The organism is Paractinoplanes ovalisporus (genome assembly GCF_016834655.1).
Classification (GTDB): Bacteria; Actinomycetota; Actinomycetes; order Mycobacteriales; family Micromonosporaceae; genus Actinoplanes; species Actinoplanes ovalisporus.
On the sequence record NZ_JAENHP010000003.1, the window covers coordinates 67,576 to 90,266 of the forward strand.

Genomic DNA, 22,691 nt, shown 5'->3' on the forward strand with positions numbered 1-22,691 from the left:
GAGCTGATCAAGGAGAACGGTTGCTTGTCGAGGCCGGTCTTACGAGCGCGGAGCGAGGGGTCGCAGCTTGAAGATCAGGATTCCCAGGTATTTGTTCATCCACGCCTGCTTGTGCGGGTAACGGCGTGCGGCTTCGGCGCTGAGCCGGGGCTCGTCGGCGGTCTCGATCCACAGGCCGGCCGCGCTGAACACGTTGAGCAGGTCGGACATGGTGTAGGTGCGTTTTGTCAGCGCGATGTGGTCGTTCCAGCCGGTGCGGTATGTGTAGTCGGCCGTAGAGAAGTATTCCTCGCCCACCGTGGTTCCGTTCTGTTCGGCGCGTTCCACGGCGTAGCGGATGGGCTGCGTTCTCGTGAGCAGGATGAAACCGTCCCGATTCAGCATCGACCGCGCGGCCCGCAAGGTGTGTACGGGGTCTTTGGCGTAGCCGAACGACTGCAGGAACAGGATCCGGTCGAATGTGCGGCCACGCAGTTCGGGTAACGATTCCGGGTCGGACAGATCGCCCCGGATCAGCTCGGCGCCGGTCGGCGGGGGAGTGATGAAGTTTCCCGCGACATCGACGCCGGCGCAGTCGACCGCGCCGTCGCGGAGCAGCTCGGCCAGCTTGCCGCCGTTGCCGCAGCCCAGGTCGAGAATCGAGCGGCCGCTGACATCGCCGAGCATGTCCCGCTCGGCCGGCCACTCGACCAGCCGGTCCAGGGAGTCTTCCCGGGCGCGCGCCTGCTCGTAGTCCGCGGTGAGCTCCTGCCACGCCCGACTCGAATCCGGGACGCTGTCGCCGTCAGTCCTCGCCACCGACTGGCGGTCATGTGCCGTCATGCCCGGGAGCGTAGTCGGTGCCGGACGACACATCGTGGGGTCTGAACCCACTGCACTTCAGGCGGTAAGCAGTCCATGAGCGCTCAACTCGCTCATCAAGTGCGCGTTGCTTCGATAGCGCACGGCCGCGATTCCGGCCGCGCGGGCGCCGGCCACATAGCCGGAACTGTCCTGATCAGCTCGCCGTCGCCGACCAGGGCCCGCGCCTCGGCCGGGTCGTTGATCAGCTCGTGCTGGAACGCCAGGAAGCCCGACTTCCATGCGTAGTCGTGCTCGATGGCGGCCACGAAGGCGGCGCGGGGGAACTGCAGCACGCCGTCGACGTCGAGCAACAGCGTGTCGATCAGCGGAGGCGTCACCTCCCGGGGCGTCGCATCGACGGGGTTCATCGGTTCATCCCATCATGCCGGGGCGCCGTCGAGACCTGGCTGTTATCGATAACAACGTTTCGACCAAATGTCGGCAACGTTGCTCGGAACGGTTGACACCCGTTCGTGTGACCGTTCACACTCGACCGCACTCCCGCTCCGACGCACCCCAAGGAGTTCCGCATGAGACTGTCCAGGATGGGCGCGGTGATGTCCGTCGCTGTGCTCGCCACTTCCCTGGCCGCATGTGGTTCCAGTGAGAAGACTGTCGACCAGCAAGCCGGCACCGGCGACACCACGGGCGCCCTGATCGGTGTCACCATGCCCACCCGCTCCTCGGAGCGGTGGATCAGCGACGGTGACAACCTCAAGAAGCAGCTCGAAGCGCTCGGCTACAAGGTCGACCTCCAATACGCCGAAGACAAGATTCCGACCCAGACCCAGCAGCTCGACAACCAGATCACCAAGGGCGCCAAGCTCCTGATCATCGCGTCGATCGACGGCACCGCGATCACCACCCAGCTCGAGAACGCGAAGGCCAACAACATCCCGGTCATCGCGTACGACCGGCTCATCCGCGAGAGCCCGAACGTGGACTACTACGCCACTTTCGACAACTTCAAGGTCGGTGTGCAGCAGGCGACGTCGCTGCTCACGGGTCTGAAGGTGCTCAAGGAGGACGGCTCGGCGGGCGAGGCCAAGGGCCCGTTCAACATCGAGCTGTTCGCGGGCTCACCCGACGACAACAACGCCACGTTCTTCTTCAACGGCGCGATGAGCGTGCTCAAGCCGAAGATCGACGACGGCACCCTGGTCGTCAAGAGCAAGCAGACCGACTTCAAGACGGTCGCGATCCTGCGCTGGCAGGCCAAGACGGCTCAGGACCGCATGGAGAACCTGCTGACCTCCACCTATCGCTCGGGCGCCAAGGTCGACGGGGTGCTTTCCCCGTACGACGGACTGTCGATCGGCATTCTGTCGGCGCTCAAGAGCAACGGTTACGGAACCGCCGCGCAGCCCTACCCCGTCGTGACCGGGCAGGACGCCGAGCAGGCCTCGGTCAAGTCGATCATCCGTAACGAGCAGTACTCGACGATCTACAAGGACACCCGCGAGCTGGCCAAGACCACGGTCGCGATGGCCGACGCCGTTCTCAAGGGGCAGACGCCGCAGACCAACAACACGACGGACTACGACAACGGCAAGAAGGTCGTCCCGTCGATGCTGCTCGAGTCGGTGATCGTCGACAAGGCGAACTACAAGAAGGAACTCATCGACACCGGCTACTACACCGAGTCCCAGCTCAACTGATGACCGACTCCATCCTGCGCATGCGGGGCATCTCCAAGACCTTCCCGGGCGTACGGGCCCTGGACGACGTCAACCTGGAGGTGCTCCGCGGCGAGATCCACGCGATCTGCGGGGAGAACGGCGCCGGCAAGAGCACCCTGATGAAGGTGCTCTCCGGCGTCTACCCGCACGGCGACTACACCGGTGAGATCGAGTTCGAGGGTCAGGAGTGCCGGTTCCACGGCATCCGCGACAGCGAGCACCGCGGCATCGTGATCATCCACCAGGAGCTCGCGCTCGCGCCCAACCTGTCGATCGCCGAGAACATCTTCCTCGGCAACGAACAGTCCCGGCGTGGCCTGATCGACTGGAACCGTACGAACGCGGCCGCCGCCGAGCTGATGCGGCGAGTCGGCCTGCGCGAGAACCCGGTTACGCCGGTGCTGGACATCGGCGTCGGCAAGCAGCAGCTCGTCGAGATCGCCAAGGCGCTGTCCAAGCGGGTCAAGCTGCTCATCCTCGACGAGCCCACCGCGGCGCTCAACGACGAGGACTCGGCGCACCTGCTCGGGTTGCTGCGCGGCCTGCGTGACGAGGGCATCACCTGCGTGATCATCTCGCACAAGCTGAACGAGGTTCTCGAGATCGCCGACCGGGTGACCATCCTGCGCGACGGCCGGACGATCACCACGCTCGAGGCGGCCGGCCTGACCGAGGACCGCATCATCAGCGGCATGGTCGGGCGCGACCTCGACCACCGGTTCCCGCCCCACGAGCCGACGATCGGCGACGAGATCCTGCGGGTCGAGGACTGGACCGTGCACAGCCCGACCCAGCACGGCCGGCTGCTCGTCTCCGGGGCCAGCTTCACGCTGCGCCGGGGCGAGATCGTCGGGCTGGCCGGGCTGATGGGCGCCGGGCGCACCGAGCTGGCCATGAGCATCTTCGGCCGGGCCTACGGCACCGGGATCAGCGGGCGGATCTTCAAGGACGGCCGGGAGATCCGGTTGCGGTCCGTCGGCGAGGCCATCGCGCACGGCATCGCGTACGCGACCGAGGACCGTAAACGCTACGGGCTCAACCTGATCGAGGACATCAAACGCAACGTCTCGGCCGCCGCCCTGCGCAAACTCGCGCGGCGGGGCTGGGTCGACGACAACGAGGAATACCGGGTCGCCGACTCGTACCGGAAAAGCCTGAACATCAAGGCGCCCGGCGTCTCGAGCATCACCGGCAAACTCTCGGGCGGCAACCAGCAGAAGGTCGTGCTGTCCAAGTGGATCTTCACCGACCCCGACGTGCTGATCCTCGACGAGCCCACCCGCGGCATCGACGTCGGCGCCAAGTACGAGATCTACACGATCATCAACCGGCTCGCGGACGAGGGCAAGGCGGTGCTGCTGATCTCGAGCGAGCTGCCCGAGCTGCTCGGGCTCTGCGACCGCATCTACACCCTCTCGGCCGGGCGGATCACCGGTGAGGTGCCGCGGGCCGAGGCCACCCAGGAAGGGCTCATGACCCTCATGACTTCGGAGGCACCGCGGTGAGCCTCGACCTTGACGTCGCCAAGACCTCGATTCCCGAATCCGGTACGGGCGGGGGCCGGCGCTTCTCGATCAACCTGCGGCAGAGCGGCATCTACATCGCGTTCGCGGCGATCGTGCTCCTGTTCACGATCCTCACCGGCGGCGACATGCTCGCCCCGCAGAACATCAGCAACATCATCGTCCAGAACTCGTACATCCTGATCCTGGCCATCGGCATGATCTTGGTGATCATCGCGGGCCACATCGACCTGTCGGTGGGCTCGATCGTGGCCGCCAGCGGCGCGGTCGCGGCCGTCCTGATGGTCAACCACGACATCCCGTGGCCCCTGGCCGTGCTGATCACGCTGCTCGTGGGGGCGGCGATCGGTGCCTGGCAGGGCTACTGGGTGGCGTACTTCGGGATCCCCGCCTTCATCGTCACGCTGGCCGGCATGCTGCTGTTCCGGGCGGTCACTTACAACATCCTCGGCAACCGCGGCATCGGCCCGTTCCCCGACGAGGTGCGGACGCTGTCGAACGGCTTCACCGACGGTTATCTGGGCAACATCGGTCTCGGGGCTCTGGGCGGCGCCGACCTGGTCTCGTTGCTGGTCGGGGTCGCGGCCGTCGCCGGGATCGTCGTGACGCAGTGGCGGTCGCGGGCCGGTCGGGTGAAGTACGGCCAGGCCGTCGAGCCGTTCCCGCTGTTCGTGGCGAAGATCGTCGTGGCCGGCTTCGTGGTCATGTTCGTGGTCGTGCAGCTGGCCCGTTTCCGCAACCTGCCGTGGGTGCTCGTGCTGCTGGCCGCGCTCGTGCTGGGCTACTCGCTGCTGACCAACCGGGCCGTGTTCGGCCGCCAGATCTACGCGGTCGGCGGCAACCTGCAGGCGGCCACGCTCTCCGGCGTCAAGGTCAAGTCGGTCGTCTTCTGGATCTTCGTCAACATGGGCGTGCTGTCGGCCCTGGCCGGCATCATCTTCGCGGGCCGGCTCAACCAGGCCAACCCGACGGGCGGCGACCAGTTCGAGCTCGACGCCATCGCCGCGGCGTTCATCGGCGGCGCCGCCGTGCAGGGCGGCGTCGGCAAAGTCGTCGGCGCCATCACGGGCGGCCTGATCATGGGCGTCATCAACAACGGCATGAGCCTGATCGGCGCCCCCAGCGAGCAGGTCATGCTGGTCAAGGGAGCCGTGCTGCTGGCCGCGGTGGCGTTCGACGTCTGGACGAAGCGCCGGGCCGGCGCCAGCCGCTGACAAGCACGCAGCGACGTCCGGCGGGCGTCATCCGTCAGGAGGCGCTCGGAGGCATCCGGCGGGTGGTTGAGCAGCGTGCGGCGGGCGCCATCCGTTAGGAAGCGCTCGGAGTTTTCCGACGGGTGGGCCGCGGCCGTTGAGCAGCGTGCGGCGGGCGCCAGCCGCTAGGAAGTACGCGGCGTTGTCCGTCGGGCGGGCGGGTGCCCGTCGGTGAGGAAGTCGATCAGCGACTCGGCGACCGCCTGCGGGTTCTCCTCGGCCATGTGGTGGCCGGACTCGATCGGCACGCCCCGGACATCGGCGGCCCAATCGCGCCAGATCGCGAGCGGGTCGCCGTACAACTCCTCCATGTCGTCCCGCGTGGACCAGAGGAACAGCGTCGGGCAGGTCACCCGGCGGCCCTCGGCGCGATCGTGCAGTTCGTGGTCACGGTCGACGCCCAGACCCGCTCGGTAGTCCTCGAGCATCGCCCGTACGGTGTCAGGGTCGCGCGTCGCCGCCCGGAACTCGGCGTGGTTGGCGGCGCCCATCAGTTCCGGCGTGCCCTTGTACCAGGCGTCGGGATCGGCGTTGATGGCCCGCTCCGGTTTCTCGGGCTGCGCGAAGAAGAACCAGTGATACCAGGCCCGGGCGAAGCGCGCGTCACACCGGGCCAGGGCCTCGCTGATCGGCACACCATCCATGACAACCAGCTTCCGTACGGCGTCAGGGTGGTCCAGGGCCAGCCGCAGCGCGACATAGCACCCGCGGTCGTGCCCGGCCACGACGAACCGCTCGAAGCCGAGGGCCCGCATCAGCCGGGCCATGTCGCCGGCGACCGCCCGCTTCGACTGTTGTGAGTGGTCGCCGCGCACCTCGGCCTTGCCCGACCGGCCGTAACCGCGCATGTCGGGGCAGACCACGGTGAAGCCCGCTTCCACGAGCCTCGGAGCCACCCGGTGCCACGTCGATCCCGTACGGGGATGGCCGTGGATCAGAAGCAGCGGCGGTCCCTGTCCACCGTGACGCACCCGCAGCTCGACCTCGCCGACATCGACCCGCTCATCGCTGAAGTCTTCGAACACAGCCGGCCTCCCATCTGCGCTGTCCCGGCTGGTCGCGGGAGCCATCAGACACGGCTCGCCTCGCATCTGCGGTGTTCCGGTTCGTCGCAGCTCGCCTTCCGTCTGCGGTCCAGGTTCGTCGCCGGAGTCTTCGAACGCGGCCGGGCTCCTGTCTGCGTCGTCTCGGGTCATCGCGGACGGCCTCGGATGTGGTTGACCTCCCAGCCGCCTCGCATCTCGGTCAGGGAGCGGGTGAGCCACTCGGCCATCAGCGCCCGTTCGGCCTCGGTCAGGGCCGGCAGGTCGGGCAGGGCCGTCTGGAAGGTGACGGCCACCGCGGTGGTGCCGGTGTCGGCGGTGGAGGGTGCGGTGGTGAGGATTCTGGTCGCCACGGCCTCGAACATGGCGTCGGCCAGGCCGGGATCGCGAGCCTCGGCCGGTGTCTGCAACAGCGCCAGGACCGTTCCGCTGCCGGCCGCGTGGATCATGTCGGTGGCGCGGGCCTCGTCGACCCGCAACAGGCCGGCCGTGGCCAGCCGGTGCACCCGCCGGCGCAGCACCTCGATGCCGGTCGCGGTCGCCGGCGAGACCCGGCCCGGAGCGTTCAGCAACGCGTAGAGCCCGGGGTTGGCCAGGCCGAACTCGACGTGTGCCTGCCAGCCGACGCGCAGGTCGGCGACCGGGTCGTCGTCGGTGGCGGCCTGGGATTTCGCGGCGACGTAGCTGGCCATCACGTGTTCGGCGACCGCGTCGATCAGGCCTTCCTTGTCGCCGAACAGTCGGTAGATCGTCGGCGCCTGGACCCCGGCCGCCTGGGAGACCGCGCGGGTGGTCACCCCGCGGGCGCCCTGCTCGCGAAGGATCTGTGTGGCCGCCTCGACGATCGCCGAGCGTGTGTCGTCCCGAACCTGCATGTAGCGATGATAACAGCACCTTGTTATCCATGGAAGGAACAGTGATAACGTGTTCGGCGTAACGACGGAAACAAGGAGCTCATCATGATCGTCATCACCGGGGCCGGCGGACAGCTCGGCTCACGTATCGTCGAGCAGTTGCTCTCGCTGGCGCCCGCTGAGCAGGTCGGCGTCAGCGTGCGCGACGTAGCCCAGGCCAAGCGGTTCGCCGATCGGGGTGTCCGGGTGCGACGGGGAGACTTCCTCGAACCCGAGACCTTGAGCCACGCCTTCGAGGGCGCCGATCAGGTGCTGATCGTGTCGGCCTCCATCCGCGGCGCGGCGGCCGTCCCGGCCAACCGGGCCGCGATCGACGCCGCCCGTTCCGCCGGGGCCCGCCGGATCCTCTACACCAGCCACCAGGCGGCGTCGCACCACTCGCTGTTCGCGCCCCAGCTGACCCACGCCGCGACGGAGGATCACCTGGCGGCTGCCGGCGTGCCGTTCACCTCTCTGCGCAACGGCTTCTACGCCACGACGCTCGGGTTCTATCTCGGCGCGGCTGTCGAGACCGGCCGCTTGGTGGTCCCCGAAGACGGGCCGTTCTCGTGGACGGCCCACGACGACCTGGCCGGCGTGGCCGCGGCCGCGCTCGCTTCCGAGGGTTTGTTCGACGGGGCGACGCCGCCGTTGACCGCGCCCGACATGCTCGACTTCGCCGCCGTGGCCGAGCAGGCGAGCGAGGTGGCCGGGCGCATGATCGAGCATGTGGTGGTCGGCGACGACGACTGGAAGGCGTCCGCGGTGGCGGCGGGCATGCCGGAGGCGGCGGCCGAGTTCACGCTCGGCATGTTCCGGGCGGCCCGCCGGGGCGAGTTCGCCGTCACCGACCCGACGCTGGAGAAGGTGCTGGGGCGTCCCGCGATCCCGGCCCGTCAGGTGATCGAAGATCTGCTCGCCCCGCGATAATCGGTGTCGCCGCGGCCGGGTGGCGGTTATAAACCACCCATGGCCGAAGAGGTTCTGGCGGGCGGCAACACCGTTGGTGCCGCGCGGATCGGCGATGTCGTCCACAAACAGGCGTCGCCGTGGACGCCGACGGTGCATGCCCTGCTGCGGCACCTGGAGGCGGCCGGGTTCGAGGGTGCCCCGCGGGCGCTCGGGTTCGACGACCAGGGGCGCGAGATGCTCACGTTCCTGCCCGGAGAGACGGCCGGCGGCCGCTATCCGTGGCCGGAGTGGGCGTTCACCGACGGGATGCTCACGCAGGTCGGGCAGTGGCTCCGCCGTGTGCACGACCTGACGGCCGGGTTCGTGCCGCCGGCGGACGAGCGGTGGTTCGCGGGGCGCACCATGGAACCCGGGCTGATCGTCGGGCATCAGGACGCGGCTCCTTACAACGCCGCGGTCGTGAACGGTGACCGGCTGACCGGGTTCTTCGACTGGGACACGGCGGGTCCGTCGACGAGGGAGTTCGACCTGGCGTTCGCCGCGCTCTGGTGGGTGCCGTTGTGCCCGCCGAGTGTGGCGGAGGGGCTGGGCTTCCACGACAGCACGGACCGGTCGCGCCGCCTCCACCTGTTGCTGGATTCCTATGGCTATGAAGGGGACCGCCATGCCTTCGGCGGGGTGATCGTGCGGCGGGCGCGGCGGCAGGCTCAGGTGATGCGTGAGATGGCCGACGCGGGGGACCAGGCCGCGATCGCGCTGCGGCCGGTCGCGGGCTACATCGAACAGTCGGCGTCGGACGTCGAAGCCTTCCCGGATTCCTTCTGGGTGCGCTGACCGTCGCCCACGTCAGGTTCGGCGGCCTGTGTTCCGGTCGCCGATGTCCAGGGTGGCGGAGGCGGTTCGTGCCTGCGGGCGGTGTGTTGCCGTCGTCGCCGACCCGGACGCGATCGCCGAGGTCCCGGTCGCCGGTGTCCGGGGTGGCGGAGGCGGTTCGTGTCTGCGGGCGGTGTGTTGCCGTCGTCGCCGACCCGGACGCGACCCCGGTCGCGGTGGAGCCGGGGGACTCGGGCGCCGAAAAATGTCGTAGGGGAGCGGTAGGTTCGCGGCGTGTTCGAAGCAATGAACGACGTGCCCTGGTCCAGCCTCCATCACGCGTACGGCACTGCCGAAGACGTGCCCGATCAACTGCGCTCGCTGTCCTCCGACGACCCCGAGGTGCGGCGGAAAGCGCGCCACGACAGCTACGGCAACATCTTCCACCAGGGAACCCGTTACGAGGCGAGCGTGGCCGCGGTGCCGTTCCTGCTCGAACTGCTCGGCGATCCGTCCACGCCCGAGCGGGCCGAGCTGCTCGAGCTGCTGGTGGCGCTCGCGATCGGCTATGACGAATCGTGGCTGCCGGCCGGCTTCCCGGTCGCCGACCACCGCGAGGCGGCCGCGGCCGGCGCCGCGCTGCTGGCGGCGGGTGGCGGCGGGTGGGATCACATCGACACCCTCGGGCCCGACGATCAGAACCGGTTGCAGGCCTGCGTCGACCTGCGTGTCTACGACGCCGTGGGCGAGGGCGTGCCGCTGTTCGTCGGCCTGCTCGAAGACGATGACGCCGCCGTGCGGCGCATGGCCGCTTGCGCCCTGGGCTGGTTCCCCGAGCGTGCCGGTGAGTCTGCGGCCGCGTTGGTCTGGTCGGTGATCGACGCCGACGAGTCGGTGGCCGCCACGGCCGCGCTGTCCCTAGGGTTGATCGGCGCCGGCCAGCCGCCCACGACCGAGCCAACGGGCGCTGGGCCGGGCGGGGCTGCGGTGCCGGCGGCGGGGGCGTTCGCGGGTGAGGCGCTGGCGGCCGCGTTCGGTGGGACGCGGGAGCTGGTGCGGGGTGCTGCGGCCGTCGGGCTCGCGCGGTTGCATGGGCTGGAAGCGCGGCCGGAGGTGGTTGACGCCTTGTTGCGCTTGTCGGCCGCGGGCGCGGGCTCGGAGGTTCCGTTCTATGACGGCAACCTCTCCGGCTATGCGTCGCTGTCGTTGCGGCTGGTGCTGCCGGACGATTCCGACGTCGCGTTCAGCTCTCTGCTCGACCGCATTGCGTCGGTTTCCGGTGTCGAGGCGCTGCCGGTTGTCGCCGAGGCGTTGCGCCGGGCCTTCGGGACGGGGCCGGTCGCCAAGGAGACGCCGTTCGGTGAACTGACCGAGCGGCAGCAGAGGCTCGTGCGCGCCCTGGCCCACTCACCCGAGACGTGGCAGCTCGCCGGTGGCTCATTCGGCAACTTCTCGCTGATGGTCAGTGGATACGGGTTGCCGTATTCGGCCGATCGCATGCGGGACTACGCGGAGGTGGCGAAGATGCCGTAGCCGAAGGCGGACACGTGCAAACCGTCTGTGGTGGGCTCGACTCCGGATGCCAGCAGGGGGGTCGCCGGGGCGGTGAAGGGGAGCGTGGCGGGCTCGCGGCGCGGGTTCAGGACTACCAGGTGGGAGTCGTTGCGGATGTATGCGAAGGGGTAGCCCTCGGAGACGACTCGGGTTGATGTTCGGGTGCCCAGGGCGGGGGTGGCGTGGCGTAGGGCGATCACGCGGCGGACAAAAGTGAGCGTCGACGTGGGGTCGTGTTGCTGGGCGGCCACGGTGGGGCGGTCGGGGGAGGGGTCGATGGGCAGGTATAGGCGGTTGGCGGGGGCGGTGGAGAAGCCCGCGTTCGGGGTGTTGTCCCACTGCATGGGGGTTCGGCAACCCGCACGGTTGTAGCCGGGATTGCAGATCGAACCCTCCACGTCGGGCAGGCCCGGGAGGTAGCGCATGCCGATCTCGTCGCCGTAGTACAGGCACGGGACACTTCCCCACGTGAACAGGAACACCAGCGCCGGTGGTAGCTGGTCGGGTGTTCTGGGGCCGCAGCACAGGCGGTTGAAGTCGTGGTCGGCGGTGGCCAGGATGATCGGGCGGTCGGGATGGCCGGCGCGGGCGTTGGCCCAGGCATCGAGGAACGGGCGTGTGCTGCCCCTGCCCTCGGCGTCGAAGAACGGCTCGCGGGGCTCCTGAAACGGCAGGCGGCCGGCCGACTGGTTGTTGAACAGGCTCGCGTGCGCATCGTGGATCACCAGGAAGAAGTCGGCGTCGAAGGCCGGTTTTCCGCCCGCACGGGGTTCCTCGCCCTCGGGAATCAGGACCGCGTCGGGGTGGTCGACGTCCAGCCACTCGCGGATCTCGCGCCACAGCGCGACCGTCTCGGCGTACCCCTGGGTCAGCTCCTCGTCCTTGACCAGCGAGAACGCCATGTCGACGCGGAAACCCGCAACCCCGAGATCCAGCCAGTACGCGATGATGTCCTTCAGCGCCTGGCGGTTGCGTTTCGGGCCGGGGGCGTCGATCGCGTCGCGCCACGGTTCGTCGGTGTTCGGGCCGACCCAGCCGAAATTGAGGGCGGGCTGCTCGTCGTAGAAGTTTTTCAGATACCAGCCGGGGCGCGGGCCGGGAGAAGGCACCCACGCCGGTGTGCCGGGCATGTCGCGGGTCCACGAGCGTTCGGGAAGTTGCTCGCACCAGATGTAACGGTCGCCCTCGGGGGAGGGACCGGTGGCGGCGAGCTCACGCTGGAACCACGGGTGCTCGATCGACGTGTGGCCGGCCACCAGGTCGAGCAGGACGCGGATGCCCCGTTCGCGGGCCTTGGCGACGAGTTCGGCCATGTCGGCGTTGGTGCCGTAGCGCGGGGCGATCGTGAGGTAGTCGGACACGTCGTAGCCGGCGTCGACGAACGGCGACGCGAAACACGGGTTGAACCAGATGACGTTCACGCCCAGCGAGGCGATGTGGTCGAGGCGGTCGATGACTCCGCGCAGGTCACCCACGCCGTCGCCGTCGGAGTCGGCGAACGACTGGGGATAGATCTCGTACATCACCGCGTCGGCCAGCCATTCACGCCCCATGCAGGCCATGCTAGGGCCCGGCCGATCACCAGGCACGGCGATGCGGCCCAGTCACGGTGCGCTGGAGGGAGTGCCTGCCCAGGGTTCGGGCGTGGTGCGCCGGAAGACCACGGAAGGCGGACGGCCGGGGGTCAGGCTGGGGGCGACCAGAGGTGGATCTCGTCGGCGACGCCGGCGGTCAGCAGCCGGGGGCGGTCGGCGCCGCCGGGGAGGACCAGGATGCTGGTCACCACGGCGTCGGGGAAGGGCAGGCGGCGGACCTCCAGGCCGCTCAGGGGCTGCCAGACCCGCAGCTCGCGGTCGTGACCGGCGGTGATCATCAGGTGTCTGAGGTCAGGGGCGGGCAGGACGGCGGCGGCGGTGACCGACGTGCGGCCGGCCCGGACGGGATGAACCCAGCCGGTGCCGGGGCTCGTACGCTCGACGGTGCCGTCGCCCGCCACCGCGACGATCTGGTCGTGCCAGACCGGCGCCGGAATCACCGGCAGGGCGACGATGGGCGATTCCAGGAGCGTGCCGTTGTCGGTGAGGCGCTCGCCGGTGGTGGGATCCCAGGTGCGTAGCGCGCGGCCGGGCCCGGTCGTGACGATCATGCCGCCGGGCTGGATTGCGATCGCGGTGATCCGGCCGGTGTGCGCGGTGAAGTCCAGGATGACGTTGCCGGTTGACGGGTTCCACACCCGTACGCGGCCGTTGCTGTCGCCGGTCACGATGTGGTGCGCGGCGTCTGTCGTCATCGCGGTCACGTCGGCGGGCAGCTCGTGGAGCGGGTCGCCGGTTTCGGCATCCCAGGAGCGCAGTCCCGCGCCCTCGAACGCGGCCACCACCCACCGACCGTCGGCGACGACGAGTGCGGTCACCGGCGACGAACCATCAGCGGCAACCAACGCGGTCACCGGCGACAAACTGTCAGCGGCATTAGGCGCGGTCGGCGGCGGCAAACTGTCGGCGGCATTAGGCGCGGTCGGCGGCGGCAAACTGTCGGCGGCATTAGGCGCGGTCGGCGGCGGCAAACTGTCGGCGGCATCAGGCGCGGTCGGCGGTGACGAACCGTCGGCGGCATCAGGGGCGGTCGGCGGCGACGAATCGTCGGGGGCATCAGGCGCGGTCACCGATGACGATCCGTCGAACTGGTGCAGCTGCGCGCCGGTTTCCACATTCCATGCCCGTACGGTGCCGTCTTGCCCTCCCGACACGAAGCGGTCACCGGGCAGAAGGGCCAGCGCGGTGACCCGGCCGGTGTGGCCACGGAACGCGCGTACGACCGTCGGGTTGCCGCTGGGCCACAACCATGCGCCCTCCTCGCGGGCCAGCAGGTCACGGCGAGCCAGCCGTACGGCGGAAGCGGCTTTTTCGTAGGTCTCGCGGTGATAGCCGGTGAACAGGACCAGCTCTTCGTCCTGATGCTGGGCCCAGAAGGCGTGGAACCAGTGCCTGCGGCGAAGCCGGAACCGGAACCGCGACGTGATCGCCGCGGCGATGAAGTAGGAGGTCGAGGTCGGCACCGTGAAGGCGAGCAGCAGCACCAACCCGACGTTGCCGCCCGCTATGAGGAGGATGGCGATCGTCTGCAGCACGAAGACCAGCAGAGCCACCGGCCAGCGGATCCACTCGTGGCCGTCGGAGGGCCCGTGCTCGGTGTGCAGGTCGCTCAGTTCGCGTAGCTCAAGGGTCCGCCCGCGGGATGTCACCGTCGTGGCCGTGACCCGAACCTGTCCGTCGTCGAAGAGAACATCGTCGATCATGTACGGCCCAGAGTAGAGCCTGCCCACCAGGCCGCGATGGCGGGCCCAGAAAGTGCGAGCCCAAAGTGCGAGCCCAAAAGTGCGAGCCCAAAGTGCGAGCCGAGAAAGTACGGGCCTAGAAAAGGCGGGCGTAGGCGTCCATCGCCTGGTGGGTGCTGGGCAGGTGGTATTCGGCGATCATCAGGCACAGGCTTGCGAACGTGCTGCCCTCGACCTGCCACGTGGCGGGGCTGTCGGCCAAGGTCCGCACCAGGCGTTGCTGGCGCGGGGTCAGGGAGGCGTACGGGGTGTCGGGGGCGATCGGCCCGGCCAGGAAGGCCCGCCGCAGCGCCTCTCCGACGACCGGCAGCGCGGCCAATCCCGACACCGTGGGCAGGCGGCCGAGCAGGGCCTCGAACGCAGCCTCGGAGTCGTCGGGCAGAACCTGGCGCAGGGCGAGCGTGGCGTAGCCGCTCAGGTCACCCTCGTAGTACGGGATCTTCGTGCGGAGCGGGCCGGCCGAACCGCTCGACCAGCGCAGCAGCTCATCCGTGACCGCCGCGGGAGCCGCCGCCCGGTGCAGGCGGGCCAGGGCGATCGCGGCCGCACCCCGTACGGTGGGATCGGCCGAACCGAACGCGGCCGTGACCGGACCGCCGGCGCCGAGAAGGCCGAGCGCCAGCACCGCCGTGGCCGCGACCTCGGGATCGGGGTCGGTGATCAGGGCGGTCAGCGCGGGCACGCTCGAAGCCGGGAACCCACCCACGCTCGAAGCCGGGAACCCACCCACGCTCGAAGCCGGGAACCAGCCCAGCAGGGCCGCGGCCGTCCGGCGTACGGCCGGGTCGTCGTCGCGCAGCAAGCCGGTGAACAGCGGGATGCCGGCGGCGACGGCGTCGTAGCAGGCCAGCTCGACCGGACGGGCCCGGGCCCGCGAGAAACCCTCGGGCAGCCACGCCTCGTCATAGCCGACGGCCAGGGTGAGCAGCAGTTCCAGCAGCTCCTTGCGGGTCTCGGCCGGACCCCCGGCGACGATCTCGAGCAGGAACGGGACGGCGGGCACGGCCGCCTCGTAGCGGTATCCCTGATGGACGATGGTGCCGTAGCAGGCCCACAGGGCGCGCATACGGGTGTCCGGATCGGATGACAGCAGGGCGCGCAACTGGGCGGGCACGTCGGCCGCCGAACCGTACGCGTGGGCTAAATCGGACCAGTTCACGGCGTCAAGACCCTCGAGCACCCGTTGACCCCTCCGGAAATCCGACATCACTCGAACTGCTGACGCCCGTGGGCGAGGCGCTTGGTATGTGCTTACGGTACGTCGATGGACGCTCGCACAGTGCAGTCGAGGCGGCTCCGGGGGAACCTGCCCGCGGAACTGTCGAGCTTTGTCGACCGCAACCGCGAGCGGGCCGAACTCAAGCGGCTGCTGTCCACCTCCCGGCTGGTCACGATCACCGGCATCGGCGGGGTGGGCAAGACCCGTACGGCGGTCCGGGTCGCGGCCGAGGTTCAGCGCGCCTTCCCGGACGGGGTGTGGCTGGTCGACCTGTCCATGATCGCCGACCCCGAGATGATCGCCGAGGCGGTCGGGCAGGCCCTCGGCGTGCAGGACCGGACGGCCCGCCCGCAGTTCGACGGCCTGGCCGGCTACCTCGCCTCGCGCCGGATCCTGTTGCTGCTGGACACGTGCGAGCACCTGGTCGGCGCGTGTTCGTCGCTGGTCGAGACCCTGCTGCGGGCGGCCCCGGGGCTGCAGGTGCTGACCACCAGCCGGCAGCCGCTCGGCGTCGACGGCGAGCACGTGTTCCTGCTGCCCCCGCTGCCCGTGCCCGACCCGGCCTCGTCGCCGGCCGACCGGGAGCTGGACGCGGCGGTCATGCTCTTCGCCGAGCGCGCGGCCGCGGCCGCCCCCGGGTTCACCCTCAACCCGGACAATCAGGACGCGGTGGTCCGGCTGTGCCGCCGCCTCGACGGGATCCCGCTGGGCATCGAGCTTGCGGCCGTACGCACCCGCGTGCTCCCGGTCGAGCGGATCGCCGAGCTGGCCGAGGGCTGGTACACCGACGAGTCACGCCTGCTCAGCCGCGCCGGCGGTGGGCGGCACGAGTCCCTGCGTACGGCGATCGACGGCAGTTACGACCTGTGCAGCCCGGGCGAACGTCAGGTGTGGGCGCGGGCCTCGGTGTTCGCCGACGGGTTCGACCTGGACGCCGTCCGGCGCGTGTGCGGCGAGAACCTGGAACTGGTGGCGGGGCTGGTCGACAAGTCGATCCTCGTGCTCGACGGGCAGGGTCCGGGCGCGCGGTATCGCATGCTCGACACCATTCGTGAGTACGGGGTGGAGATCCTGCGCACCGCGGGCGAGGAGCGCGAGACACGCCGCCGGCACCGTGACCACTACCTGGCCCTCGCGCACCGGTTCGACGCCGAGTGGTGCGGCCCGGGGCAGGCCGAGTGGTACGAGCGGCTCAGCCGGGAACTGCCCAACCTGCGTACGGCGCTCGACTTCTGCCTGTCCGACCCGTACGAGAACGACGCCGGCCTCGACCTGGCCACCTCCCTGATGTACTTCTGGTTCGCGTGCGGCCACCCCCGGGAGGGCCGGCACTATCTGGAACGGGCCTTCGCGCGGGAGCCCTCGCCCGGACCGGTGCTGACCAAGGCGCTCTGGGCCTGCGCCTGGATCTGCGCGCTGCAGGGCGACATGGACATGGCCGCCGAGTACGTGGAGCGCTGCCGCCCGGACGCCGACATCGTGGCCCAGGGCTGGATCACCTATGTCACCGGCATCTCGCTGGCCCTGCGCGGCGACCCGGGCTCGGCGCTGACCGTGCTCGACGAGTCCGTCCACCTGCACACGCACGGCGGCGATCCCGGCATCGGGCTGTTCGTCGCGCTCTCGGCCTCAGCCATCGCGCTGGTCTTCCAGGGCGAGTTCGACCGGGCGGTGGCCGTGACCGAGTCGCACTTCGAGAAGTGCGAACGACTGGGGGAGCTGTGGGCCCGCTCGTACGCGGAGTACGTGCGCTCGGTGATCGAGATGACGCGGGACTCGCCGATCGCCGCGGTCGAGCACGCCCGGGCCGCGCTGCGCATCAAACGGCGGCTCAGCGACCACGGCGGCAACGCGATGGCCATGGACAGTCTGGCCTGGGCGGCGTCGGCGCTGGGGGATCCGGAACGGACGGCCCGGCTGCTCGGGATCGCGCACCGGCTGTGGGAGTCGGTCGGCCTGCCGCAGATGGGCTCGCCCGACCTGAGCGCGACCCGGGTGTGGTCGGAGAAGCAGGCGCGCGACACCCTGGGCGACGACCGCTTCGACGCGTTGGTGGCCGAGGGGGCGGCGTTCGACTTCGAAGCCGGGGTCGCCTATGCGTTGGGGGAGGGGCCGGAGCCCGTACGGGCGGAGACCGCACCCGACTGGGCGCCGCTGACCCGCCGGGAACGTGAAGTGGCCGAGCTGGTCGCGGCCGGCATGACGAACCAGCAGATCGCGGACCGTCTGGTGATCAGCCGCCGAACCGCCAACACGCACCTCGAGCACATCCTGACCAAGCTGGACTTCAATGCCCGTACGCAAATTGCAGCCTGGGTGGCCGCGCGGCGCGGCAGCTAAATCGGTAAGGTGACCGATTCCGCGTCCCGGCGGCGCCCGCGAGGATGGAACGCATGACCGTCGACAACACGCCGTCGCTACTGCACGTCCGCACCACGTCCTCCGGCGCCGCCTTCGTGAGCATCAGCATCACCGGGGAGCTGGACGTGGGCAACAGCGCGTGGCTGCGCGGCTGGATCGTCGACATCGTGGACCGCTATCGGCCGGCCGTGCTGAGCCTGGATCTGAGCGCGTTGCGGTTCATCGACGTCGCGGGCGTGCGGGCCCTCTACGAGCTCCACTCCGCCGCTGACGCCCGGGGCTGCACCCTGACCGTCGGGGAGATCCATTACGCCGTACGGCTTACGCTGGACCGCCTTGGCCTTTCACCTTCCTTCCTGGCCGCCCCGGCGCCGCTCGAACCGTGGCGCTGCGCCTGACCGGGCCGTCGCGCCGCCTGAGCGGGGCTATCGTCGGCTGATGGCCCCCACCGCCGCCGGGAGCTGCTCGACCTCCACCTACGACGTCACGACCGCATCGACACGTGGGAGCTGGGGAGGAGCGACCGGGCTGCGCGATCACGCCGAGCCGGATCACGGCGATCAGCGGACCACTGGTGAAACCGTGTCCTGGCTGGTCTTCGAAACGGGGCCTAGGTTCGCGCCACGGCTCCGGCTATGACCACCTCGAGGCAGTCGGCGAACAGGTCGTCGACGGTCACGCCCGGTCGGAAGTATTCGGTGACGGCGGCCACGACGATCGGGTGCCGCGCGGTGAACGCGTCCATGTCCAAGTCCTTCAGTGACTCCGGGCCGGGGCGGGGGGCCTGTTCCTCGAGGACGTGACCGACCGTGAAGCGTTCGACGGTCAGGACGATGACGCGGGCCTCGCGCAGCGGGATTCCGCGCTGCACCAGCGTGCTCATGGCCAGCTCGGAGATCGCGGCCATGGTGCGGGAGAGCTGGGCGGTCGAGACGACCCGGGCGCCGTCGGGATGGGCCAGCAGGGCCCGGCGCAGCCGTCCGGCCAGGTCGCTCAGCCACTGCGGCCAGGGCTGATCGGGCCCGGGCGGTGTCATGTCGCCGAACTCCTGGTCGAGGATCGCGTCGGCGATCGCGGTGACCAGGGCCGCCTTGTTGGGCAGGTGCCAGTAGAGGGTCGGCGACTGCACGCCCAGCCGCGCGGCGAGTTTGCGGGTGGTCACGCCGTCGAGACCCTCGGCGTCCAGCAGCGCGACGGCCTCGGTGACGATCCGCTGTCGATCCAACGCCAACTTGGCACCTCCGCCCGCACTCTATCAGTGCTAGATTCCCTCTATCACCGATAGAGAGCGAGGTCAGGATGATCAACAGAGGGGCGCTCGGCGATCTGCTGCACCGGGCGACACATCGAATTCCCGGAGTTCCCGCCCACGTCGAGGGGCCGGCGCTCCACCATGGGCATCGGGGCCGTGCGTTGCAGGGCGATGCGTTGCAGGGCCGGGCGTTGCACGGTCGGGCGTTGCAGGGCCGGGCGCTGCACGGTCGGGCGCTGCACGGTCGGGCATTGCACGGTCGGGCATTACAGGGTCGGGCATTACAGGGTCGGGCGTTGCACGGCTGGGCTTTGCAGGGCCGGGCGTTGCGCCGGAATCACTCGGCGGGCCGCCCTCCGCGGTTCCTCCCGGCCTGGCAGCGCCGGATAGCGGCCCTCTTCCACCGGGAGCCCTGATGAAGGCGGCGGTGCTGCACGAGATCGGCGGTGTTCCGCGCTATGAAGACTTTCCCGATCCCGTGGCGGGCGACGGCGAGGTGGTCATCGACGTGAGGGCGGTCGCGGTCGAGACCGTCGACAAACGGATTGCGGCCGGCACCCACTACGCGAGCCGGAACTACACCGCGCAGCTGCCGGCGATCCCCGCCTTCGACGGCGTGGGCACGCTGCCGGACGGCACCCTCGTCGGCTTCGGCAACCCGCGCCTGCCCTACGGTGCGCTGGCCGAGAAGACGGTTGTGCCCGAAGGTTCGTACGTGCCGGTCGCGGAGGGGATCGATCCGGCGACCGCGACGGTGCTGGGCACGGCGATCACCGCGATGTCGGCCCGGACCGCGGCCGGGTTCGTGCCGGGCGAAACCGTGCTCGTGCAGGGTGCCACCGGGGTCGCGGGGCGGCTGGCGGTGAAGGTGTCCCGGCTGCTGGGCGCCGGGCGCGTCGTCGCCACCGGCCGCGACGACGACCGGCTGCGGTCCCTGGGCGCCGATGCGGTGATCAACACTGCCGTGCTGGACGACGTCCTGGCGCAGGCTTACCTCGACGCCAAAGGGGACGGCTACGACGTCGTGCTCGACTACCTCTGGGGGCGGCCGACCGAGATCCTGCTGCGATCGCTGGTGCCGAAGACGTTCGCCTTCCCGAAACCGACCCGGCTGGTCCAGATCGGCGAGTCGGCCGGCGCCGGGCTCGACCTGGCGGCGGAGAGCCTGCGTACCTCGGGGGTGGAAATCTATGGCGCCGCGAGAGGGCTCGACCCGCGGTCCATGAACGAGGCGTACGGCCAGATCGTGGCGTGGACGCAACCGGGGAGCTCACCTTCGACCTGGTGACGGTTCCCCTGAGCGACATCGAGGCCGCCTGGGAACGCACCGACCTCAAGGGCAGCCGTCTCGTGGTGGTGCCATAGAAGGGGCGGTGCCGTGGCGGGGGCGCTGCTGTAGAAGGGCGGTGCCGCAGAGGGAGCGGTGCCGCAGTAGGGCGGTGCTGTAGAAGGCGCGGTGCAGCAGTAGGGCGGTGGCGTGGAAGGCGTGGTGTCGCAGAACGCGCGGTGCCGGAGAAGGGCGGTGCCGTAGAAGGCGCAGTGCCGTGGAGGGAGCGGTGCCGTGGAAGGGGCGGTGCCGCAGGAGGGCGGAACTCTCCAGGAACGCGAATGGCAAGGAGACCAGCTCCCTGCCGCTTCTAAGCTATATCGCACCCCGGGGCTTGCGGCAAGGCCATGGCCGTGGCGCACACTCGGCAGTCGGAATGGTGGCGCCGGATTGATGGCGGCCGGAACGGCAGCGCCGGAATGACGGGCGACCGGAATGGACAACGGGCCCAGCTCGGGGAGAAACATGATCGATGTGATTGTGGTCGGTGGCGGTCCGACGGGAATGATGCTGGCCGGGGAATTGCGCCTCCGCGGTGTGGGCGTGGTTGTCTTGGAGAAAGAGGAAGCGCCGGCGGACTTCGTACGGTCGTTGGGGCTTCACGTCCGCAGCATCGAGATCATGGATCAGCGGGGCCTGCTGGAGACGTTTCTGCGGAATGGGAAACGGCATCCGCTGCGGGGTTATTTCGCGGGGATCGAGGCACCCGCTCCGGACGGGTTGGACACCGAGCACGGCTATGTGCTGGGCATTCCGCAGACGATCACAGACCGGTTGCTGGCCGACCACGCGGCCGCGGCCGGGGCCACGATCCGGCGTGGCCGCGCGGTCGTGGGGCTCGAGCAGGACGACTACGGCGTGACCGTCCGGCTCGGCGACGAGGAATTGCGGGCCCAGTTCGTCGTCGGCTGTGATGGCGGGCGTAGCACCGTACGGAAATTGCTCGGGGTGGGTTTTCCGGGTGAGCCGTCGCGAGCCGACACGCTGCTGGGCGAGATGGAAGTGGCGGACCCGCCCGAACACGTGCTCGAAGTGATGACCAGGGTGCGCCGCACCGAGAAACGGTTCGGGGTCGGGCCGTCGGGGACGCCGGGTGTGTTCCGGGTGGTGGTTCCGGCCCGGGATGTCGTCGAGGACCGGACGGTCACGCCGGACTTCGAGGAATTTCAGGAGCAGTTGCGCAAGTACGCGGGGACCGACTTCGGCATCCACTCACCGCGCTGGCTTTCCCGGTTCGGTGACTCCACCCGCCAGGCCGAGCGTTATCGGGTCGGGCGGGTCTTTCTGGCCGGGGACGCGGCGCACATCCACCCGCCGATGGGTGGGCAGGGGCTCAACCTGGGGATCCAGGACGCGTTCAACCTGGGCTGGAAGCTGGCGGCGGCCGTGCACGGGTGGGCGCCGGTCGATCTGCTGGACAGCTATCACGCCGAGCGGCATCCGGTCGCGGCCGGCGTGCTGGAGAACACCCGGGCGCAGATGCTGCTGACGACCGACGAGCCGGGGCCGCGGGCGGTTCGGGCCCTGCTGACGCGGCTGGTCGAGTTCAACGACGTCAACCGCTTCCTGATCGGAATGATCACGGCGATCAGCATCCGATACGACTTCGGCCAGGACGAGAGCCTGAGTGGGGCCCCGGGCGAGGGTGCAGGTGAGGCCCCGGTCGCGGGTGAGGGCCCAGGCGCGGGTCAGAGCGCGGGTAAGGGGCCGGGCGTGGGTGAGACCCAAGGTGCGGGTGACGACCCAGGTGCGCGTCCGGGCGGGCGAGACGCGCTGATCGGGCGGCGGCTGCGCGACATCAGTCTGAAGAGCGGTCGCCTGTACGAGGTGATGCGCAGCGGCCGCGGCCTGCTGCTCGACGGGACGGGACAGCTGTCGGTGAACGGCTGGACCGACCGGGTCGACCGGTTCGACGGCGAGACGCCGACGGTGCTGCTGCGGCCGGACGGGCACGTGGCCTGGGCCGGCGGTGACCAGAGGTCGCTCGAGACGGCGCTGAGCCGGTGGTTCGGGAGCCCGGCCTGACTAGATCATTTCCCCGGGGTGCCCTGCTGCGTTCTGTTTCTTGGAGGCCCGTCCGGGTCGCCGTCACCTTTTCACAAGGAGCAGCAGACAGTGCGCTCTCTCGTTCACCGTGCGCTCGGTGGTGTGGTCGCCGCGGGCATCGGCCTCGGTGTCGCCGCCGCCCCGGCCGCGGCCGCCACCACCACCAACTTCCGGCTGTCCACCAGCGGGGTGGTCGGGCACGGCACCTACGCCCAGATGATGAGCAATCCGGAACGGCCGGTTCCACCGTTCCGCATCACCGGCACCCTGGTCGGCCACAGCCCGTTCCGGTGCGCCGTGATCCAGGTCGCCCGTAGCGGGCCCACCGACGGCGTCGAGTGGGACACGTTCGGCCGGCAGTGCGGACCGGGCCGTACGAACGTCCGGGTCCAGACGTCCTACCTGTTCCGGGGCGTCAAGCCGCCGGTGCGGCTCTGCGGCGGGTGGACGGTCGCCCAGGCCGCCCGCGGCACTCAGTGCGACCTGTTCCGCCCACCGGCGGAGTAGCTGAGCAGCGACCGCCGCCGGAGTCGTGGAGCAGAAGCCGCTGGCGGAGCAGCGGAGCAGAAATCGCCGGCGGAGTAGCTGAGCAGCGACCGCCGCCGGAGTCGTGGAGCAGAAGCCGCTGGCGGAGCA

The 22,691-nt window shown here is 69.8% G+C and carries 20 protein-coding genes; 11 read left to right on the plus strand and 9 right to left on the minus strand.

Annotated features, from left to right (window positions below):
• Positions 1-39 precede the first annotated feature (39 nt).
• Both JIG36_RS10465 and JIG36_RS10470 read right to left on the minus strand, forming a co-directional pair.
• Complete coding sequence (locus JIG36_RS10465) at positions 40-822, minus strand: class I SAM-dependent methyltransferase (protein WP_203375906.1); 783 nt, start codon at positions 820-822, stop codon at positions 40-42.
• A gap of 95 nt (positions 823-917) precedes the next feature.
• Positions 918-1,211 carry a hypothetical protein gene (locus tag JIG36_RS10470; RefSeq protein WP_203375907.1) on the minus strand — a complete coding sequence of 98 codons (294 nt, stop codon included), beginning with the start codon at positions 1,209-1,211 and terminating at the stop codon, positions 918-920.
• Between the two features lie 162 nt (positions 1,212-1,373).
• Here JIG36_RS10470 and chvE point away from each other — a divergent pair, with 162 nt between their 5' ends.
• Genes chvE through mmsB form a run of 3 tightly spaced genes read left to right on the plus strand, consistent with a single transcriptional unit; the run spans position 1,374 to position 5,259 of the window.
• A complete protein-coding gene (gene chvE / locus JIG36_RS10475; protein WP_203375908.1) occupies positions 1,374-2,501 on the plus strand; it encodes a multiple monosaccharide ABC transporter substrate-binding protein in 1,128 nt (375 codons plus the stop codon).
• Entirely contained in the window at positions 2,501-4,027 is a 1,527-nt protein-coding gene (mmsA, locus tag JIG36_RS10480) for a multiple monosaccharide ABC transporter ATP-binding protein (protein WP_203375909.1), read from the plus strand. Before chvE ends, mmsA begins: the two co-directional genes overlap by 1 nt.
• Positions 4,024-5,259, plus strand: coding sequence for a multiple monosaccharide ABC transporter permease (mmsB, locus tag JIG36_RS10485; RefSeq protein ID WP_203375910.1), 1,236 nt, complete (start codon positions 4,024-4,026; stop codon positions 5,257-5,259). Before mmsA ends, mmsB begins: the two co-directional genes overlap by 4 nt.
• Before the next feature lie 164 nt (positions 5,260-5,423).
• Here mmsB and JIG36_RS10490 read toward each other — a convergent pair whose 3' ends face one another.
• On the minus strand, positions 5,424-6,323 hold the full coding sequence (locus tag JIG36_RS10490; protein WP_203375911.1) for an alpha/beta fold hydrolase: 900 nt from the start codon (positions 6,321-6,323) through the stop codon (positions 5,424-5,426).
• Between the two features lie 167 nt (positions 6,324-6,490).
• Positions 6,491-7,216: a TetR/AcrR family transcriptional regulator gene (locus JIG36_RS10495; protein ID WP_203375912.1), complete on the minus strand. Its 726-nt coding sequence runs from the start codon at positions 7,214-7,216 to the stop codon at positions 6,491-6,493.
• An 84-nt stretch (positions 7,217-7,300) separates the two neighbouring features.
• On the opposite strand from JIG36_RS10495, the gene JIG36_RS10500 reads away from it, so the two are divergent.
• The 3 genes from JIG36_RS10500 to JIG36_RS10510 all read left to right on the plus strand — a co-directional run bounded on the left by JIG36_RS10500 (position 7,301) and on the right by JIG36_RS10510 (position 10,492).
• Positions 7,301-8,164 carry an NAD(P)H-binding protein gene (locus tag JIG36_RS10500; protein WP_203375913.1) on the plus strand — a complete coding sequence of 288 codons (864 nt, stop codon included), beginning with the start codon at positions 7,301-7,303 and terminating at the stop codon, positions 8,162-8,164.
• Between the two features lie 39 nt (positions 8,165-8,203).
• A complete protein-coding gene (locus JIG36_RS10505) occupies positions 8,204-8,980 on the plus strand; it encodes a phosphotransferase (RefSeq protein WP_203375914.1) in 777 nt (258 codons plus the stop codon).
• 273 nt (positions 8,981-9,253) lie between these two features.
• Positions 9,254-10,492 carry a HEAT repeat domain-containing protein gene (locus tag JIG36_RS10510; RefSeq protein WP_203375915.1) on the plus strand — a complete coding sequence of 413 codons (1,239 nt, stop codon included), beginning with the start codon at positions 9,254-9,256 and terminating at the stop codon, positions 10,490-10,492.
• On the opposite strand, the gene JIG36_RS10515 is transcribed toward JIG36_RS10510, so the two are convergent.
• The 3 genes from JIG36_RS10515 to JIG36_RS10525 all read right to left on the minus strand — a co-directional run bounded on the left by JIG36_RS10515 (position 10,465) and on the right by JIG36_RS10525 (position 15,030).
• Positions 10,465-12,066 (minus strand): alpha-amylase family glycosyl hydrolase, encoded by a 1,602-nt coding sequence (locus tag JIG36_RS10515; protein WP_203375916.1) that lies wholly within the window; start codon positions 12,064-12,066, stop codon positions 10,465-10,467. The two genes, JIG36_RS10510 and JIG36_RS10515, sit on opposite strands and share 28 nt — an antisense overlap.
• Positions 12,067-12,197: 131 nt before the next feature.
• On the minus strand, positions 12,198-13,811 hold the full coding sequence (locus tag JIG36_RS10520) for a DUF6232 family protein (RefSeq protein WP_203375917.1): 1,614 nt from the start codon (positions 13,809-13,811) through the stop codon (positions 12,198-12,200).
• A 115-nt stretch (positions 13,812-13,926) separates the two neighbouring features.
• Entirely contained in the window at positions 13,927-15,030 is a 1,104-nt protein-coding gene (locus JIG36_RS10525; protein ID WP_203375918.1) for a HEAT repeat domain-containing protein, read from the minus strand.
• Positions 15,031-15,114: 84 nt separating this feature from the next.
• Between JIG36_RS10525 and JIG36_RS10530 the strand changes: the two genes are divergently transcribed.
• Positions 15,115-17,409: an ATP-binding protein gene (locus tag JIG36_RS10530; protein ID WP_203375919.1), complete on the plus strand. Its 2,295-nt coding sequence runs from the start codon at positions 15,115-15,117 to the stop codon at positions 17,407-17,409.
• A gap of 53 nt (positions 17,410-17,462) precedes the next feature.
• Entirely contained in the window at positions 17,463-17,828 is a 366-nt protein-coding gene (locus JIG36_RS10535; RefSeq protein ID WP_203375920.1) for an STAS domain-containing protein, read from the plus strand.
• 212 nt (positions 17,829-18,040) lie between these two features.
• Here the strand turns inward: JIG36_RS10535 and JIG36_RS10540 are convergent, their stop codons facing one another.
• Together JIG36_RS10540 and JIG36_RS10545 are read right to left on the minus strand one after the other, a co-directional pair.
• Positions 18,041-18,661 (minus strand): TetR/AcrR family transcriptional regulator C-terminal domain-containing protein, encoded by a 621-nt coding sequence (locus JIG36_RS10540; protein WP_203375921.1) that lies wholly within the window; start codon positions 18,659-18,661, stop codon positions 18,041-18,043.
• Positions 18,662-18,705: 44 nt separating this feature from the next.
• A complete protein-coding gene (locus JIG36_RS10545; RefSeq protein ID WP_203375922.1) occupies positions 18,706-18,924 on the minus strand; it encodes a hypothetical protein in 219 nt (72 codons plus the stop codon).
• A gap of 173 nt (positions 18,925-19,097) precedes the next feature.
• Here JIG36_RS10545 and JIG36_RS10550 point away from each other — a divergent pair, with 173 nt between their 5' ends.
• The 3 genes from JIG36_RS10550 (at position 19,098) to JIG36_RS10560 (ending at position 22,562) form a co-directional block, all read left to right on the plus strand.
• On the plus strand, positions 19,098-19,970 hold the full coding sequence (locus JIG36_RS10550) for a quinone oxidoreductase family protein (RefSeq protein WP_203375923.1): 873 nt from the start codon (positions 19,098-19,100) through the stop codon (positions 19,968-19,970).
• 504 nt (positions 19,971-20,474) lie between these two features.
• Positions 20,475-22,034, plus strand: a complete 1,560-nt coding sequence (locus JIG36_RS10555; protein ID WP_236046622.1) for an FAD-dependent monooxygenase — start codon at positions 20,475-20,477, stop codon at positions 22,032-22,034.
• A gap of 90 nt (positions 22,035-22,124) precedes the next feature.
• A complete protein-coding gene (locus JIG36_RS10560; RefSeq protein ID WP_203375924.1) occupies positions 22,125-22,562 on the plus strand; it encodes a hypothetical protein in 438 nt (145 codons plus the stop codon).
• Positions 22,563-22,691 lie beyond the last annotated feature (129 nt).